The 15578-nt window shown below is 56.3% G+C and carries 13 protein-coding genes and 1 pseudogene; 8 read left to right on the top strand and 6 right to left on the bottom strand.

Annotated features, from left to right (window positions below; genetic code table 11):
- Positions 1 to 46: 46 nt before the first annotated feature.
- From A5774_RS08110 to A5774_RS08095, 4 genes are all read right to left on the bottom strand, one after another.
- Positions 47 to 2338: a 3-hydroxyacyl-CoA dehydrogenase/enoyl-CoA hydratase family protein gene (locus tag A5774_RS08110; RefSeq protein ID WP_064834262.1), complete on the bottom strand. Its 2292-nt coding sequence runs from the start codon at positions 2336 to 2338 to the stop codon at positions 47 to 49.
- A 2-nt stretch (positions 2339 to 2340) separates the two neighbouring features.
- Positions 2341 to 3519, bottom strand: a complete 1179-nt coding sequence (locus tag A5774_RS08105; protein WP_064834261.1) for an acetyl-CoA C-acyltransferase — start codon at positions 3517 to 3519, stop codon at positions 2341 to 2343.
- A gap of 128 nt (positions 3520 to 3647) precedes the next feature.
- Positions 3648 to 4370, bottom strand: a complete 723-nt coding sequence (locus tag A5774_RS08100; RefSeq protein WP_064834259.1) for a TIGR03089 family protein — start codon at positions 4368 to 4370, stop codon at positions 3648 to 3650.
- 90 nt (positions 4371 to 4460) lie between these two features.
- Positions 4461 to 6056 carry an LCP family protein gene (locus tag A5774_RS08095; RefSeq protein WP_064834257.1) on the bottom strand — a complete coding sequence of 532 codons (1596 nt, stop codon included), beginning with the start codon at positions 6054 to 6056 and terminating at the stop codon, positions 4461 to 4463.
- A 53-nt stretch (positions 6057 to 6109) separates the two neighbouring features.
- Here A5774_RS08095 and A5774_RS08090 point away from each other — a divergent pair, with 53 nt between their 5' ends.
- From A5774_RS08090 to A5774_RS08080, 3 genes are all read left to right on the top strand, one after another.
- Complete coding sequence (locus A5774_RS08090; protein ID WP_231892391.1) at positions 6110 to 7012, top strand: glycosyltransferase family 2 protein; 903 nt, start codon at positions 6110 to 6112, stop codon at positions 7010 to 7012.
- A 208-nt stretch (positions 7013 to 7220) separates the two neighbouring features.
- Positions 7221 to 8291, top strand: coding sequence for a sugar phosphate nucleotidyltransferase (locus A5774_RS08085; protein WP_064834255.1), 1071 nt, complete (start codon positions 7221 to 7223; stop codon positions 8289 to 8291).
- Positions 8292 to 8571: 280 nt separating this feature from the next.
- Positions 8572 to 8898: a WhiB family transcriptional regulator gene (locus A5774_RS08080; RefSeq protein WP_021353645.1), complete on the top strand. Its 327-nt coding sequence runs from the start codon at positions 8572 to 8574 to the stop codon at positions 8896 to 8898.
- Between the two features lie 38 nt (positions 8899 to 8936).
- Here the strand turns inward: A5774_RS08080 and A5774_RS08075 are convergent, their stop codons facing one another.
- Positions 8937 to 9410, bottom strand: a complete 474-nt coding sequence (locus A5774_RS08075; RefSeq protein ID WP_064834253.1) for a metallopeptidase family protein — start codon at positions 9408 to 9410, stop codon at positions 8937 to 8939.
- A gap of 107 nt (positions 9411 to 9517) precedes the next feature.
- Here A5774_RS08075 and A5774_RS11750 point away from each other — a divergent pair.
- The 3 genes and pseudogenes from A5774_RS11750 to manA form a co-directional block, all read left to right on the top strand.
- A pseudogene (locus A5774_RS11750) lies at positions 9518 to 9943 on the top strand (DUF3499 domain-containing protein); the annotation flags it as partial.
- Positions 9944 to 10351: 408 nt separating this feature from the next.
- Positions 10352 to 11734, top strand: a complete 1383-nt coding sequence (locus A5774_RS08065) for a phosphomannomutase/phosphoglucomutase (RefSeq protein ID WP_064834250.1) — start codon at positions 10352 to 10354, stop codon at positions 11732 to 11734.
- A gap of 108 nt (positions 11735 to 11842) precedes the next feature.
- A complete protein-coding gene (manA, locus tag A5774_RS08060) occupies positions 11843 to 13108 on the top strand; it encodes a mannose-6-phosphate isomerase, class I (protein ID WP_064834249.1) in 1266 nt (421 codons plus the stop codon).
- Between the two features lie 81 nt (positions 13109 to 13189).
- Here the strand turns inward: manA and A5774_RS08055 are convergent, their stop codons facing one another.
- Positions 13190 to 14206, bottom strand: a complete 1017-nt coding sequence (locus A5774_RS08055) for a hypothetical protein (RefSeq protein ID WP_064834248.1) — start codon at positions 14204 to 14206, stop codon at positions 13190 to 13192.
- Between the two features lie 321 nt (positions 14207 to 14527).
- Here A5774_RS08055 and A5774_RS08050 point away from each other — a divergent pair, with 321 nt between their 5' ends.
- The gene (locus A5774_RS08050; RefSeq protein ID WP_021353652.1) at positions 14528 to 14932 is read left to right on the top strand and encodes a hypothetical protein; all 405 of its coding nucleotides are present in this window, start codon (positions 14528 to 14530) and stop codon (positions 14930 to 14932) included.
- A complete protein-coding gene (locus A5774_RS08045) occupies positions 14932 to 15573 on the top strand; it encodes a dTMP kinase (protein WP_064834246.1) in 642 nt (213 codons plus the stop codon). Before A5774_RS08050 ends, A5774_RS08045 begins: the two co-directional genes overlap by 1 nt.
- Positions 15574 to 15578: the final 5 nt, after the last annotated feature.

Below are 15578 nucleotides of genomic sequence, written 5' to 3'. Positions count from 1 at the left end.
GGTGTAGCCCTTAGCAAGAACGGCGCTGTGCCTGTGCTATCCAGGCCTAGTTGTTCAGCGGCTTGCGAGTTTTCGCCATGTGCATAGCGCGTTCCACGTTTGCTGGCAGTGCAATCAGCGGTACGGCGTGCTCGACTTCCCGGTCAGCGAATTCGTCGAAGCCTAGTTCACTGACACCGTCAGCGGCGGTGTAGTGCTTCGCCAGCTGGCGGGCAATGACATGATCATTGTCTGTCATTCCCGCAATCGGCCAGCCCTCATCCAGCGGGGTAGCGCCAGAGTACAAAGCGATCGTGGTGTCCTCACGTGGCTGATAGCCGTCGATCATGCTTGCGGCCTGCTCAATGGCATAACCCAGTACGTGATCCGGCGACATCAAGATGGCATCGCCTTCCCGGATAAAGCCGTATTCTGCTGCGAAATACATATTTGGTAGTGGTTTGGCATCGGTGATCACGTCAAACGCACGCTGGTGGTAATCGTCGTACAGGCCCTGCATGCGTTCCAGTAGGGAGACGGTACCGGACCAAGCCGGGAACAAGCCGACGTTGCGTTCCGGGAAGCCCACCTTGGTATCTGCATGGACAACTACGCGGTCACAGGACAGGTAAAGCTCAGAGCCACCACCTAAGGCAGCTCCCCGGACTGCACCAACGACGGGGAATGGTGCATTACGCAGAATGCGCATTACCTGCGAGCCATTGCGCACTAGATCATCAATGCGTTGGGTATCGTTGCTTTCACCTGCTTTGGCAATGGATGTCAGGTCTGCCCCCGCAGAAAATGCACGTTGCTCGTCGTTGCCCACAACCAATGCTTGGATACCCAGCTGGTCGGCATCGTCCACGATCGAACGAATCGAGTTGAGAGCTGGCTGGCTTAGTGAGTTTAGCGAGGTCTGCAGGTCCAGAATGCCGACGCCATTATCTAACAGATGCACTCGGACTTTTTTGGCTTCGCGCACGGTCTTGGCTTGGCCTGAGGCGAGCAATTCCTTAACGGTGACCACACCAGTGCGATCTTTGGTCTCTGCAACAGATCCGTCGGTGGCCAGCACCTTGCCGACTTCTGGGTAGAAACCTCCGGCTGTGATGGCAGCCTGCAGCAGGGAAGGTGTTTCGTCGTAAAGTTCTGCCACCTTTTCTAGACCGATTGAATCTGCCAAAGCAAAAGGGCCCTGCTTCCAGCCGTAGCCCAAAACCATGGCCTTATCCATTAGCTCGACGGTATCGGCGATTTCTTCTGCTGTTTCCAAGCAGTAGCCTAGCGTCGCAGCGAATAGGTCGCGGGCATAGCGGCCACCGGGGCTATCTTCGGTGATGACTGCGGCAGCATCCTTGTGCTTTGTAGCAGGATCTTCTGGGGTCTCACGCTCGCCATAGCTGAAGTCTGCTTGGATCACCTTGTCCCGGCCCTGGTAGAAGCCGCCATCACCGGTACGCCCGGTGAGTCCGCGATCCACGAGACCATTGATGACATCGTTTTTTCCCAGATTGAACTGGTGCAGCCGGTCGGATTCTGGCAACGCGTTGGTCAGCGAGGACCAGATTGGTTTCACCAGCTGGAGGCCGATGTAGTCCAACAAACCGAAAACACCTGTACGAGGAATGCCGAAAGGTTTGGAGAATACGGCGTCGGCAAGCTCATAAGAAATGCCTTGTTCCATCGCCAGTTCTGCGCCGGAACCCAACCAGAAACAGCCCAGACGATTGGCGATGAAACCAGGGGTATCGCGGCAGTCAACCACGACCTTGCCCAGTTGCTGCTCAGCAGCGGTATTCAACGTTTGCAGGGTAGCTGCGCTGGTTTTTTCGCCCTCGACGATTTCGACCAGGCGCATCACGCGTGGCGGGTTGAAAAAGTGTGTGATGGCAAAACGGCTGGCCAGGACGTCAGGCAGCTTTGCCGTTAGTTCTGCCAAGGGGATGGTGGAAGTATTTGACGACAGCAGCGCGTGCTCGTTCAAATGAGGGGCGACGGTTTCATACAGCGAGCGCTTGGCGTCGAGATCCTCGAAAATGGCCTCGACAACCCAGTCGCATTCATGCAGCTTGTCCAGGTCGTCGGTGGTGTTCCCAGCGGAAATATTTTCCACGAACTTGGGGTGCACAAAGCCTTTGCGATTTTTCTGGGTTTCAATCCCTTTGTAGGCTCGTGCGCTGCGCTCCTCATGGGAATCGCCTTCGTCGGCCATGTCCAGCAGAGTGACCTGAATTCCAGCACTGGCCATCAGAGCCGCGATGCCTGCGCCCATAGAGCCGGCGCCGATGACGGCAGCTTTTTTCACTGGGGCATCTACGGTGGTTGGTTCTGGGTTCGTGATGATCTTGGTGGTCATGTTTATACAGCCTCCACAATCAGTGCAATTCCTTGTCCGCCACCAATGCACATGGTGACCAGACCGTATTTCTTGTCGGTCGCACGCAGGTGGTGCAGGATCTTGACAGTCAAGATTGCACCGGATGCGCCTACCGGGTGTCCGTGGGCTACAGCGCCGCCGTGCACGTTGGTCTTTTCTGGATCGAAGCCCAGTTCATCTTGTACGGCGATGGCTTGTGCCGCGAATGCCTCGTTGGATTCAATAAGGTCGATATCGTCCAGGCTTAAACTTGCCTTCTGCAGTGCCTTGGGTACGGCAGTGATCGGGCCCAAGCCCATCTTGGTGGGGTCGACGCCACCGATGCCCCAAGAGACCACGCGGCCTAGTGGTTGAGAACCGTGCTGGTTCAGGGCGGACTCGGTGCCCAGGAGCAGGGCAGCCGCGCCGTCGTTGATGCCAGAGGAGTTACCAGCCGTGACGGTGCCGTCCTTTTGGAAAGCCGGCTTCAGTTTGGCCAGGGCTTCTGGTGAGGTTTCGCGTACGTGCTCGTCAAAGTCGAAAGTGACCTCGCCCTGGCGAGTGTGCAGGGTGACTGGCACAATTTCTTCTTTGTGCACGCCGTTATCGCGGGCAGCGGCGGCGCGACGCTGAGATTCCGCAGCGAATTCGTCCTGACGCTCCCGGGAGATGCGATAGGCCTTGGCGACGTTTTCTGCAGTCACGCCCATGTGGCCGGTGCCGAATGGGCAAGACAACGCGCCGAGCATCCAGTCTTGCAAACGGCCGTCCCCCATTTTTTGGCCACCGGTACGCATGCCTTCGACGGAGTATGGTGCAGAACTCATGTGTTCCACGCCTGCCGCCAGAGCTAGTTCGGCATCGCCGGTGAGGATTTGCTGACTAGCAGAAATGATGGCCTGGGCGCCGGAGCCACATAAGCGGTTGACGTTGAAGGCGATGGAGGAATCTTTCAGCCCGGATTCGATGCCGATTTTGCGGGAGAGATAAACATCTGATGGGACGTTGGGAACTACGTTGCCCACCACCACGGATTCAACGGCAGTGGGGTCGACTCCGGCACGCGCAATTGCTTCTTTTGCAGCAATGGTGCCCATTTCGGTAGGAGAGAGTTTGGAGAGTGAGCCCTGGAACTTTCCAATCGGAAGGCGGGCACCACTGGCGATATAGATCTCTGACATGCGACTCCTCGCGGTTAAAACATCTGAAACATCTGAATTAACTGAAACAGCTGAAACAGCGTTTACGAATGGTTATTCGTTATGGAGCGTAGTCTATGTCACAAATCAGGTTTCGGCAACGATCAGGGCTAATCCCGTGCGGTGATTTTTTCATTCTCGGCGATCTCGGCTAGCCGATCCGTAGAGGCCATGCCCGCCACCACCACGGCGGAACCGCCCGCGGCCAGGGGAGAAAGCACCTGGCGGGTGAAGGAATCCCAATCGGTCCAACCGGTCGACAGCAAACGTTGGGCATCGCTAGTGGGACGCACGATCTCTGCCAGCGGGCGGGTGGGGCCAGGGTAAAAATCGCCATAAAAACGCACCGTTGGGCCGAAATCAATGGCGCCTTCTGGGACCGGTTCACCCATTTCTTCCAAGCCGCGTCCAAAGGGGTCGTTCGTGACGACGACTACATCCCCATGATGAGCGTATTCGGCTACCTTTTCAGCGCTGGTGAAAAACACTGCAGGTTCGGCACCCGAATCAGCACCCGAATTAGTCACCGAATCAGTTGTCGTGTCTGCGGCTGCACGGTCGGCTGCGGTGTCGTCAGTAGCGAAGCGTACGGAAATTCCCGCAGCCAACGCGCCCAAGGCAATCATCGCCGTGTGCCAGGAAACTGGGAGGTCGCACAGGATTACCGAGCTTTCGTCGAGATCTAATTCTTCGCGCAGGAAATTCGCTATTTTGGATGCCCAATTCTCGGTGGTTTGAGCAGAAAAATCCATGCGGGTGTCATCGGCTTCATTATAGACGGTCAGCCGTGGGCTCGCGGGGTCATCGGCAAGCAAATGAGACAACATATCCATGCCCCCATCCTAGGGATCAGGCTGCGGGCATGCAGTGTGCTAGCTGTGTATCGCCGGTGGAGATTCCGCTGAATTATGACAGATCTGCTGCTAATGAACGCAGCGTGGGCCGTTACCGCCGGCATCGATTTCTGGTGCATCGACGACGCTGCCGAAGTCTTCGCCCACAGCGGCGTCGGCATCGTCTTGCCCCAGTTTTTCCTCAAGCAGGGGGCCGTTGTAATCCGGTGCAACCACCACGACGATGGAATCTGGTTCCAGGTTCGCATTCGACGTTATCGTCGAAATACCCAGTTGATCCGCGAGAGCTTGGGCGCGTGGATCACTCGGATTGGCGGCTACAACCTGCGAGACCGAGTACAACCCTTCATTCGCATTAGCAGTATTAACCACGGTATACCCGTGCTGGTCCAGCCATGCACCGGTCGCTGCAGCAGTTCCGGCTGGAGCTTGGGCGTTCAGGATGTGCAGCTGGGCCCCCGCAGCTACCATCTCGACGAGTGCTTCGCCGTCTTCGTCTCCGGATTCGTGGCCACCACCGGCAGGATCATCGTCGGTGCCTTCTTCGTCGGCCGTATCGTCGGCAAGCAAATGGTCCATGAACGCGTGGACTTGCTCGGTATCAACGGTCACGACGGATTCGCCGAAATCGCCAACTCCATCAATTGAGGTCACCGGGATGGTTGTGAACGTGACATTGCCGCCGGCCAAATTTGATAGTTGGGTGGCAAAGCTCATGACGTCCCAGTCCTCGTCGATAACGACCGAGCGTTCCACCGCGTTTGAGATTTTGTTCAGAGTAGATGGGTTAGTCAATGTGCCGGTTTCCAACACCTTGTTGACTAGGGAGGCCATAAACGCCTGCTGACGCACAATACGGTCGAGATCGCCACGTGGTAGTCCGTAGCGCTGACGGACGAAGGCCAAGGCGTCGCGACCATCCAAAGTGGAAGTTCCTCCAGGAAAATGTGCTCCGGACATGGGGTCATCAACTGGCTCTTGCAAACACACATCGACGCCGCCAACAGCATCGGTAAGAAGCACAAAGCCCAGCAAACCGACTTCAGCGTAGTGATCAACTTGAATGCCGGTGAGATCTGCTACTGCGGAGATCAGCCCGGAGCGTCCGGCTGCCATAGCCTCCCGTTCTTGATCGATATCGTGCTCAGTATCAGGAACGGATTCTTCGTATGCCTGCTTGTGCGCGCTGTACACCCCGTTGAGTTTCATGTTGCCAAACTCGTCGTCGTGAATGTAGGTGTCGCGGGGCAGGGAAATCGCCGTTGCTTGGGATCCGTCGTTCGGCACCCGGATCAGCATGATGGTGTCGGTGTTGTCTTCGCCAGCAAACTCGCCCGCATTGAGACGCTCGAGTTCTTCGCGGCTGAGCTGGTTGCCGTGTGCGTCTGTGCGAGAATCGGAACCGACCAGGAGAATATCGACTGCGCCATCAGGGGCTTGTTCCCCGGAACCCTGCGAGGTATCGCTCAGCCCCAAGTTGCCGGCAGAAGTCAGAGTGGAACCAACGCGACCGACCGTCCAATAGCCCACTCCGGTGATTAACACCGTGATGGCAGATAGCAACGCGATAATGACCTTAAGCCCACCGGGACCGCGCTGTTTAACTGTTGAGCGGGATTTCGGGGCGGGCTGAATCTCTCTGCTGGAGCGATTACGATCATTCACGCTGTTCAAGCTTAGGGCATAACTGCCACATTTCCGTTACCATAAAGCGCATTGTGTCTGAACAAATAAACCATGCATCCCGTTTGCCGGTAATCACCGTGACTTATTCGCCAGGTAAGCACCTGCGCGCTCTGTTGGACTCACTGCCGGGGGCCACCGAGCGTCAAGTTCTAGTGGTGCTGGCTGATAATGGCTCCACCGACGGCGCACCTGAACAAGCCGCTACAGACTTTGAAAATGTGGTGTTTTATCCCACCGGTGGCAATCTAGGCTATGGCGCGGGTATGAATGCCGGGGTGCAGGCTGTGGGGAGTGTTCCGCCTGGTGGCGCACAACCAGTTCCGCTTGCCGACGATTTCGTGCTGCTGACTAACCCAGATGTGGTGTTCCACGATGGAGCGATTGACGAACTTCTGCTCTGCGCTGCTCGGCACCCGAACGCTGCTGCTATCGGACCACGCATCATTGAAAGCGATGGGAGCACCTACCCTTCGGCTCGCGCATTACCGAGCCTGCTAGACGGCATTGGGCATGCGATTTTCGCGGATATCTGGCCTGCAAACCCGTGGTCTGCGCGCTACCGGCAAGGCCAGGATATGGAAACGGAACGCGAAGCTGGTTGGCTGTCTGGTTCCTGCTTATTAGTGCGGCGAGAAGCTTTCGCCCGGGTTGGGGGCTTTGACGAGCGCTATTTCATGTATTTTGAAGACACTGACCTTGGCGATCGCTTTGCCCGTGCCGGCTACAGCAACGTGTATTGTCCGAAGGCGCGGATCAGTCATGCACAAGGCCATTCCACAGAGGCTGAAAGCGTATCCGCGACGATGTTGCGCGTGCACCATCAATCGGCTGCCCGTTATCTTTGCGACCGACTGCCACACTGGTATCAAGCTCCGGTGCGGGCAGTCCTGCGCGCTGGGTTGTATTTGCGCGCCAAAATTTTGACGCGTGGTTAAAACTTTCCACCCAGCCCCGCCATTCGGTCCTGCCATTCGGGCCTGGCTAGCCGCAACCGGCCGCAGTCAGCCGCAGTCGGCCCTGGCCGTGAACCCCTGGCTGTGAATCCCTGGCTGTGAAGCCTTGAAGATGTGGCCTCGAGTCTGATCGGGCGAGCCCCGGTGTGTGAGCACAGAATCGACGCACGCAACAGATATATTTTGGGCCATGAGCAATACCGACGCCGTGATTCTGGTCGGCGGGCGGGGCACGCGCCTGCGTCCGTTGACCATCAATACGCCGAAGCCGATGCTGCCGACTGCCGGATACCCCTTCCTGCAGCATTTATTGGCGCGCATCAAGGCCGCTGGAATCAACCACGTGATCTTGTCGACGTCCTTTCGGGCCGAGGTTTTCGAGGAATATTTCGGTGACGGCTCTGAACTCGGATTAGAAATTGAATACGTCGTTGAGGAAGAAGCTTTGGGTACCGGCGGAGGTATCCGCAATGTCTATGACAAGCTGCGTGGCGATAACGTCATGGTCTTCAACGGCGATGTATTGGCAGCTACCGACTTGCGCGGAATTTTGTGCACGCACGAAGAAAAGAATGCAGATTTGACCATGCATTTGGTCCGAGTATCAGATCCTCGTGCTTTCGGCTGCGTGCCGACGGACGCCAACGGCCAGGTGACGGCATTTTTGGAAAAAACGGAAGATCCACCGACTGATCAGATCAACGCGGGCTGTTACGTCTTTAAGAAAGATTTGATCACTTCGATTCCCGCCGGGCGCAATGTTTCAGTGGAACGCGAAACGTTCCCACGGCTTCTCGACGAAGGCCGCAGTGTCGTTGGCCATGTTGATGCCGCGTACTGGCGAGATATGGGCCGTCCGGATGATTTTGTGCAGGGCTCGTCGGATTTGGTGCGTGGAATCGTGGGCTCACCGCTACTGGAAGGTCGGACTGGGGAGGCACTGGTAGATCCGGCCGCTGGAGTGGCAGGGGGAGTGCTGTTGCTCGGAGGAACCACAGTGGGGCGCGGGGCTGAAATCGGCGGTGGCTGCCGTATCGACTCTTCGGTGATTTTCGCTGGTGCCACTATTGAGCCGGGTGCTCGTATTCGGAATTCGATCATTGCAGATGGGGCACATATTGGGGCAAATGCGATTGTCGATGGCTGCGTGATCGGAGAGGGAGCGCAGATCGGTGCGCGGTGTGAACTGGCGCCGGGCATGCGTGTGTGGCCGGGTGTGATTATTCCGGACACTGGGATTCGCTTCAGCTCTGATGCTTAGAACGCTTCCGACGTTTTTCTGAATGCTCTGGTAGCGACACGCCGACGCCTGAAGAGAAGCTCTGCTTCTGTGTGACGAATGAACGTCCACCTGCCGATTAGTTTTTCAGAGCCGATCCGGCTCTATATATAGTACCCCTGCAAGTTACCCCCGTTGTCGCAGTTTTGTTACTGCTGTGACTGGTGAGGTCTTTTGCAGGGGTTTTCTGCTGGTTTCTGTTCTGATGGTGGATTCTGGGTTGACGATATTTAGTGTCTCATTGTCTAATCTTTGGAAGTATATGAACGGAACTACGGAGAAAGGACACGGCGTGGACGATATGGCTAAAAACGCCATTCTCCGTGGCGGCGCGGCAGCTCTATCGATCGAAGAGCTCTTCGGTGCGGTAGAACAAGAATGGCAAGACCAGGCGCTGTGCGCGCAGACGGATCCGGAAGCATTTTTTCCGGAAAAAGGTGGGTCCACCCGCGAAGCCAAGCGTATTTGCCAGGCCTGCCCGGTGCGTGATGAGTGCTTGGAGTTCGCTTTAGAGCACGATGAACGCTTCGGTATCTGGGGTGGCCTATCTGACCGTGAGCGTCGCCGCTTGAAGCGAGATATCGGCTAGTATTTTCGCGGTTATATGGCCCAGTGGCCGTATCTGAGTTAATCCCCCCAGGGGTAGCGTGCATCCACATCGCGTGGATCAAGGTTGAGATAAGTTGCCACCAGCACCGTCAGAATTTCTTGTAGCAATTGCTGGCGTTGTTCGCTGGTGGCTGCGCGTTGTTCTATGGGTTTGCGAAATAGCACAATGCGCGCACGCGTGGGTTGCCCCTGTGCATCAATTCCTGGTTGTAGCACCCGTCCCAGTGGCACCGGCCCATCGCTGAAGACTTCATCATCGATCAGCGCTAAGTCGGAGCCCAGGTTCATTCGTGGCACGGTATCAACCGCAAGATCTAATGATTCTAGCTGCGGGGCGAACGCAGCATGGATGGAGCTAAAGGCATCCAATGCAGCCATGTCGAATTGCTGGCTACGTGAACGAAACCGTGGGGTTTGCTGCGGCAACACCACGCCACGCAAGCCACGGCCATGGCGGTTGCGGTAGGGGCGTAGTTGTGCGCTGTTGCTCATGGAATCAGCATAGAACTCGTGTGCCTGCGCACTAGTTGCGCCACGCCGAAAATTCTTGCGGAACTACCGTTTGCGTGTGTGATCGATGAGTCTTTAAACTTGGGAGCGTGAACCAGATTCGTCGCTGTTCCCGTCCTGGCTGTGGTCAGCCTGCACTCGCAACCCTGACGTATGCGTATGCCGAATCTACGGCGGTAGTTGGCCCGTTGACCTCGCAACCTGACCCACATAGTTGGGATTTATGTCAGAAACATTCGGAAAAAATCACTGCGCCAGTCGGGTGGGAGATTGTGCGCGTCGGGGATATAGATATTGACGACGAAGAAGATCTGGTCGCTCTTGCCGCGGCGGTGCGGGAAAACGGGCGTGTTACTAGTGGTCTGGTGGAAGACCCGGACGCGAGCCCGGTTGCGCATACTTCGGCATTCGCAGATGCGGCAGATCCGGAGCGCTCTAATCACCCGGTGCACCGAGTTCCACGGGTGGTGGAACAAAAACAGCAGCGCCGTGCGCACTTGCAAGTGGTTCCAGAAACTGACTCTGTCGAAGATTCCGCTAGTGAGGCAACCGCTCCTTCTGTAAACGTGAATGGCAGCCGACACGCGCTAAGCCAGCGGGCGGGCGTCGGCAAGCAAGATCTCATCCATGACGCAAGTGCAGCCGAGGTCACAGAAATTACAGAATCTACAGACAATTCGGGCGCTGGCCACAAGGTAGACGCTGCCGACGAAGCTGCTGATTTTGTGGATGGCCAGGGCGCTGTTGAGCAATCCACCAGCGAAAATGGTGGGGACCCCGTTGATTCCATGCTGGCGGAGTTGCGTGACTCTTCGACGACAGATTTTGCAGCGTTGTGGCCCGACGATTCCTCGGAGGAACCGCGGGCTTAATTCTGGCTAGTCATCGGCACGCTTCCAGGCGAGACCGTTAGAATGGCCTATATGTATTCTGCACAATTCCTCAACTCTGTCATTAAGGCCTACGATATTCGCGGCTTGGTGGAATCCGAGATTACCGCGGATTTCGTTCGTAACGTTGGACGCGCGTTTGCAGATTTCCTGAAAAACCACGGCAACGAGACTCGTGTCGCGGTTGGCCACGACATGCGCCCGTCCTCCCCAGAATTGGCAGAGGCTTTTGCTGAAGGAGTAGCAGAATCCGGCTTGGATGTTACGGCTTTGGGGCTGGTTTCTACCGATGAATTGTATTTCGCGGCCGGAAAAATGGAGTGTGCTGGAGCGATGTTCACTGCTTCGCATAACCCAGCTTCCTACAACGGCATCAAATTGTGTCGGGCTGGAGCCAAACCAGTAGGGCAAGATACCGGGCTCGGAATCATTACTGATTATTTGGCGAACCACACCGACGACGGCACCAACGGTGCCCCGGCGCAACAACGGGGAACCATTAGCAAGCACGAGATTCTGGATGATTACGCGCGTTATCTCAACGAACTCGTGCCGCTTTCTAGCACCCGTCCGTTGGTGGTGGCCGTTGATGCAGCAAACGGTATGGCAGGCCACACGGTGCCTGCGGTGTTTGCTGATCTGCCAATTGATATCCGCCCTTTGTATTTCGAGCTCGATGGCACGTTCCCGAACCACGAGGCCAACCCGCTGGACCCGAAAAACCTCGTAGATTTGCAGCGTTTCACCATTGAACAGGGCGCGGACTTAGGGCTGGCCTTTGACGGCGATGCTGACCGGGTATTTTTGGTTGATGAAAAGGGGCAGCCGGTCTCACCTTCAGCTATTTGTGCCCTGATTGCTGAACGCATGCTACAGCGCTATCCAGGGGCGACGATCATCCATAATTTGATTACCTCGAAGATGGTCCCGGAGCTGGTAGAGAAAGCTGGCGGAACCGCGGTGCGCACAAAGGTGGGGCACTCATTTATCAAAGCGGAAATGGCGGAGCACAATGCTGTTTTCGGCGGCGAGCACTCTGCCCATTATTACTTCAGTGAGTTTTTCAATGCTGATTCCGGCATGTTGGCTGCGTTGCACATGCTTGCGGCGTTGGCCACCTATGAGGGTACGCTTTCGGAGCTGATGGAGTCGTATCAGCACTATTTGGCTTCCGGGGAGATCAATTTCACGGTTACTGACCAAGCAGCTGCCCGGGAGAAAGTCCGCGCGGCTTTCGCGGACCGGGCCGCTGAGATCGACGAATTGGACGGTATGACTGTGGATTTAGAAGGTAGCGCTGCCTGGTTCAATTTGCGTGCGTCGAACACAGAGCCCCTGCTGCGTCTAAACGTAGAGGCGGAAACACCCGAGCAAGTTTCCGCGCTTGTCGACGAAATCTCTGGGTTGGTGTCCTAGCCACGGTTACGGAACAGCAGCTTCGTTACAACAGCTTTTCTCACCGCAGCTTTAGCCTGTAGCAGGACCTCAGTTACCACCCCGCAGTAGAAGGAAAATTTTCGATCTATGCAGCCACTTCGACCGGCTATTCGCCATTACCCTTGGGGCTCGACTACCTTGATCCCAGAGTTGGCTGGGCAACCAGCCACCGGTGATCCAGTGGCCGAACTTTGGTTTGGAGCGCATGCGACCGGCCCTGCTTACGTGGCGCAGCCTGACGGTGCGCTTAAGGGCTTGGATGAGATAATCGCGGCAGATCCTGAGTATCATTTGGGCGCGCGCGTGCAAAAACAATGGGGTTCCCGATTGCCTTTCATGCTGAAGCTGTTGGCGGCCGGTGAGCCGCTTTCGCTGCAGGCACACCCTAGTCTGGCAGAAGCCGAAGAGGGGTTTGCGCGAGAAAACGCTGCTGGCCTGGCCCTGGATGATCCGCGGCGTAATTATAAGGATTCCAACCACAAGCCTGAGCTTATTGTCGCGTTGACTCCGTTTCGTGGATTAGCGGGATTCCGGAAAGCGAGCTCCACCCATAAACTGTTTTCTGTTTTGAGGTGTCCTGAGCTGGAGCCATATGCCGAGCTGTTGGAGAACGTGGAAGAGGACAACGAAGCAGCACAGCTACATACGCTGTTTCGCTGTTGGGTGACGCTTGCCGAAGATGAACGTAAGCACTTGATAAGCGCGATCGTGGATAAAGCCTGCGAGGTACTTGCCGACGAATCTAGCTGGCAATCCTACTCCGAGTGGATGCTTGACAGCTTGCGCACGGTGGTGGACCTGCAGCGTCGCTACCCGGGTGATATTGGGGTGCTAAGCGCTCTGTTATTGCATCATGTTTCCATGCAACCAGGGGAAGCACTGCGTTTGGAAGCGGGGCAATTACACGCTTACCTGTCTGGCTTGGGTGTGGAGATCATGGCTAGTTCGGACAATGTGTTGCGTGGAGGGCTTACAGAAAAGCACGTTGATGTGCCAGAGCTGTTGTCATTGTTGCAATTTTCCAGTGTGCGGGATCCGATCATGGAACCGGAACTCATTGCTGAGGGGCAGTACAATTACCCCTCGCATACAGAAGATTTTTTGCTGGAACGCGTCCAGTTAACCAGCCAGCACCCCAGAGTACGGTGTGACTATGGGGGGCCGGCGATTGCTTTAGTGACCCGCGGTGCGGTGGAATGCAACGGGCGTATGCTGCGGCCGACAGAAGCGGTGTGGCTACCGGCCGGGGCGGCTGACAATGGCTTTGTCCTCGTGGATGCTGATGAGAGTGTTCACGACGGAACGCGCGCCGGTGCTGAATCCGGTGCCGAGTTGTTTATCGCCCGCGTTTGATCCGGTAGCGAGGATTTTTTAGTGTGGCTAGGTTACAGCTAGCGGCTGCAGCCCAGGCTGTGGCTCAGGTAGTGGGCCAGGTTAGTTGCTCAACCAAGACGAGCTAAGGGACGAGCCTGAGTTCTTTAGAGCTTCACTGATAGCATCGCGCAGCCCCTGCGGTTGTGGGTGGTTTTCTCCAGCTGCGCTCGCGCTATTAGAACCGACTGCATCATGGGGGCCATCGCTTGCGTGGTTGCTGGCGTGGTTACCCTGCTGGTGGCGTTGCGTTTCTGCGCCGGGAGCGGGGGGAGCCACCGGATCTGGTTGGGCTGGCTGGTTTTGGGCTCTTTGTACGCGTGCAGCCTGTGGATCGGTTGCAACCCGTGCATCAGTGCCCGTGCTTTCTGCGGGCTGCTGATTTCCGGGCTGTTGCTTATTGTTGGGCGTTAGACCTGCCCGATCTAGGGTCTCGTTGATCAGAGGCTGCGGATCAAGATCTGCCAATTTTGGGATTGCGCCGGCGACGTTATCTGCTGGAGAGTTCGGCTTTGGTGCTTGCTGCTGTGCCGGCTTTGGTTCTGCGATTACGAGGGGTTCTTGTGGCTCTTGGTTTTCGCGACTGCCGGAGCCACCCTGGGGACCCTGTTGTTGCTGCGGCTGCAGAGCCTCAAACCCGCGGGGCCGGTAAACAACTGTCGGCTGGACCGGGTCTGGGTTTTCTTGGAGAACAGCGTGAGGGGGTAGAAAGGGGTCGGCAGCGTCAATCTGGGCTCGGCGGGAGGGCTTTGTGCCCCGTGGTGCTAGTACCTGCTCGTTGGCTTCGGCAAGGTTCTGTGGTGCGACAGGCCGTTGGCTGAGGGTCGAATCCGAGCCAGGGAGAGTCTGACGCGAGGCGTTTCCGTCGTCTTGGGATGCGGAGTTTGTAGTGGAATCGGCTGGGCTGGCAGATTCGGTGACGGTAGTCGTCGAAGTTTGCGTGTGTCCTGCTTCTTGTACTTGTGATGCCGTCGAAAAGTTTGCCGGTTCTGAAAACTGCCAGACTCCGAAACCAATTACGCCCGCAGCAAGACAGCCACTACCGATGAAAGCGATGGCCCTACGGGTTTCCTGGCTCATGGGACACATGACCTTCCGCGTTGATTGCAACTTGATAACAAACCATAACAGCTTCATTCCAAAGTAGTAAGGCCTTGGCGTCGCAAAGTCGATATTGTGAGACAGCTTATATTCGATAGTTCAGGGTCGGCTTTTATATGTGCCCTCCCCTTATGTATTCCGGCGACTCATATGTACTCCCGCGACGCAGGTGCATTTCGGCAACTCAGATGTACTCCGGTGACCCAGACAGTGGTTGCGTTGCTGAAATGTTGAGCAAATATGCCAAACTAGATCAGCTGAATCAGTTCGACACAACATCACAAAGGTATGGAGTAAGCAGTGGCCTCTTCGACAACACCGGCAGCATGGGAACAGCCCGCATCGTGGGAGGATGCAGAATCCTGGGACGAAGCAATCTTCTCTGACGAAAACAATCAGGATTTCCTGGATGAACTCGTAGATCTTGACGACGAAGATGTAGTCGAGTCGGTCCGCGATGCCTGCCTGTTAGCTGCAGGCAACAACGCCAACAACGTCGAAATTAGTAACGGCTATGCTGCTGCCACGATTGCTGCAATCTGGAGCGGTGCACCATTTTTCGCCGGCGAAATAGTCTCTGCTTATCCGTTCGTTCGCGAATTGGTGGGGAGCAGCGACGAACAACTCACTGAAGCCGCCGCAGAACTGTTGGGCGAGCTGGATGTCGACTTCGACCTCGACCCATTTTTGGAAGCTCTGTCTTAATGCTTATCGCGATCGAAGGCATCGATGGTGCCGGGAAAAACACCGCAGTCACAGAGCTAACCCGTCGTTTCCGACAAAGCGGCATCAGCGTGGATGTCTGGGGGTTCCCAGATTACGACAACTCCATCCATGCGCAGTTGGCTCGCGAGGCTTTATATGGGCGGATGGGTGATCTCAGTGATTCCGTCTATGCCATGGCCACCCTTTTCGCTCTGGATCGCGCGGCTAGCCGCGAGAAATTGCGGAGCTACCTTGCCGACGGTACCCACCGCGATTCGGTGTTGATACTCGATCGATACGTCGCCTCAAGTGCGGCTTATAGCTGGGCGCGTACAGGCGAAGAAACAGTGACGGACTGGGTCGCACAACTCGAATTCGGACGCTTGGGTTTGCCAAAACCAGATTTACAGATTCTGTTGGATGTTCCAGTCGACGTCGCTGCTGAGCGCGCACATTCCCGAGCGCAGGCGGATGCCAGCCGCGAACGTGATCACTATGAGCGCGATAGCAGCCTACAAACCAAAACAAATGCCGCATATCACAAACTTGCTGCGACAAATTGGGCAAGTCAATGGCTAGTCAGCGAAGACATCGATAAGATAATGGCAACGATCGAAGCGCGCCGGGCCGAACTGGCCTGAAACAC

Origin of the sequence: Corynebacterium sp. EPI-003-04-2554_SCH2473622 (assembly GCF_001665955.1) — a bacterium.
GTDB lineage: Bacteria > Actinomycetota > Actinomycetes > Mycobacteriales > Mycobacteriaceae > Corynebacterium > Corynebacterium pseudodiphtheriticum.
The sequence above is the reverse complement of the archived record's forward strand: the minus strand, read 5'-3'. Positions and strand labels throughout refer to the sequence as shown.

Excerpts from the sequence above, each read along its gene's own strand:
- A5774_RS08110 (WP_064834262.1), bottom strand. The coding sequence starts at position 2,338 with ATGACCACCAAGATCATCACGAACCCAGAACCAACCACCGTAGATGCC.
- A5774_RS08105 (WP_064834261.1), bottom strand. The coding sequence starts at position 3,519 with ATGTCAGAGATCTATATCGCCAGTGGTGCCCGCCTTCCGATTGGAAAG.
- A5774_RS08100 (WP_064834259.1), bottom strand. The coding sequence starts at position 4,370 with ATGGATATGTTGTCTCATTTGCTTGCCGATGACCCCGCGAGCCCACGG.
- A5774_RS08085 (WP_064834255.1), top strand. The coding sequence starts at position 7,221 with ATGAGCAATACCGACGCCGTGATTCTGGTCGGCGGGCGGGGCACGCGC.
- A5774_RS08080 (WP_021353645.1), top strand. The coding sequence starts at position 8,572 with ATGAACGGAACTACGGAGAAAGGACACGGCGTGGACGATATGGCTAAA.
- A5774_RS08075 (WP_064834253.1), bottom strand. The coding sequence starts at position 9,410 with ATGAGCAACAGCGCACAACTACGCCCCTACCGCAACCGCCATGGCCGT.
- A5774_RS08065 (WP_064834250.1), top strand. The coding sequence starts at position 10,352 with ATGTATTCTGCACAATTCCTCAACTCTGTCATTAAGGCCTACGATATT.
- manA (WP_064834249.1), top strand. The coding sequence starts at position 11,843 with ATGCAGCCACTTCGACCGGCTATTCGCCATTACCCTTGGGGCTCGACT.
- A5774_RS08055 (WP_064834248.1), bottom strand. The coding sequence starts at position 14,206 with ATGAGCCAGGAAACCCGTAGGGCCATCGCTTTCATCGGTAGTGGCTGT.
- A5774_RS08045 (WP_064834246.1), top strand. The coding sequence starts at position 14,932 with ATGCTTATCGCGATCGAAGGCATCGATGGTGCCGGGAAAAACACCGCA.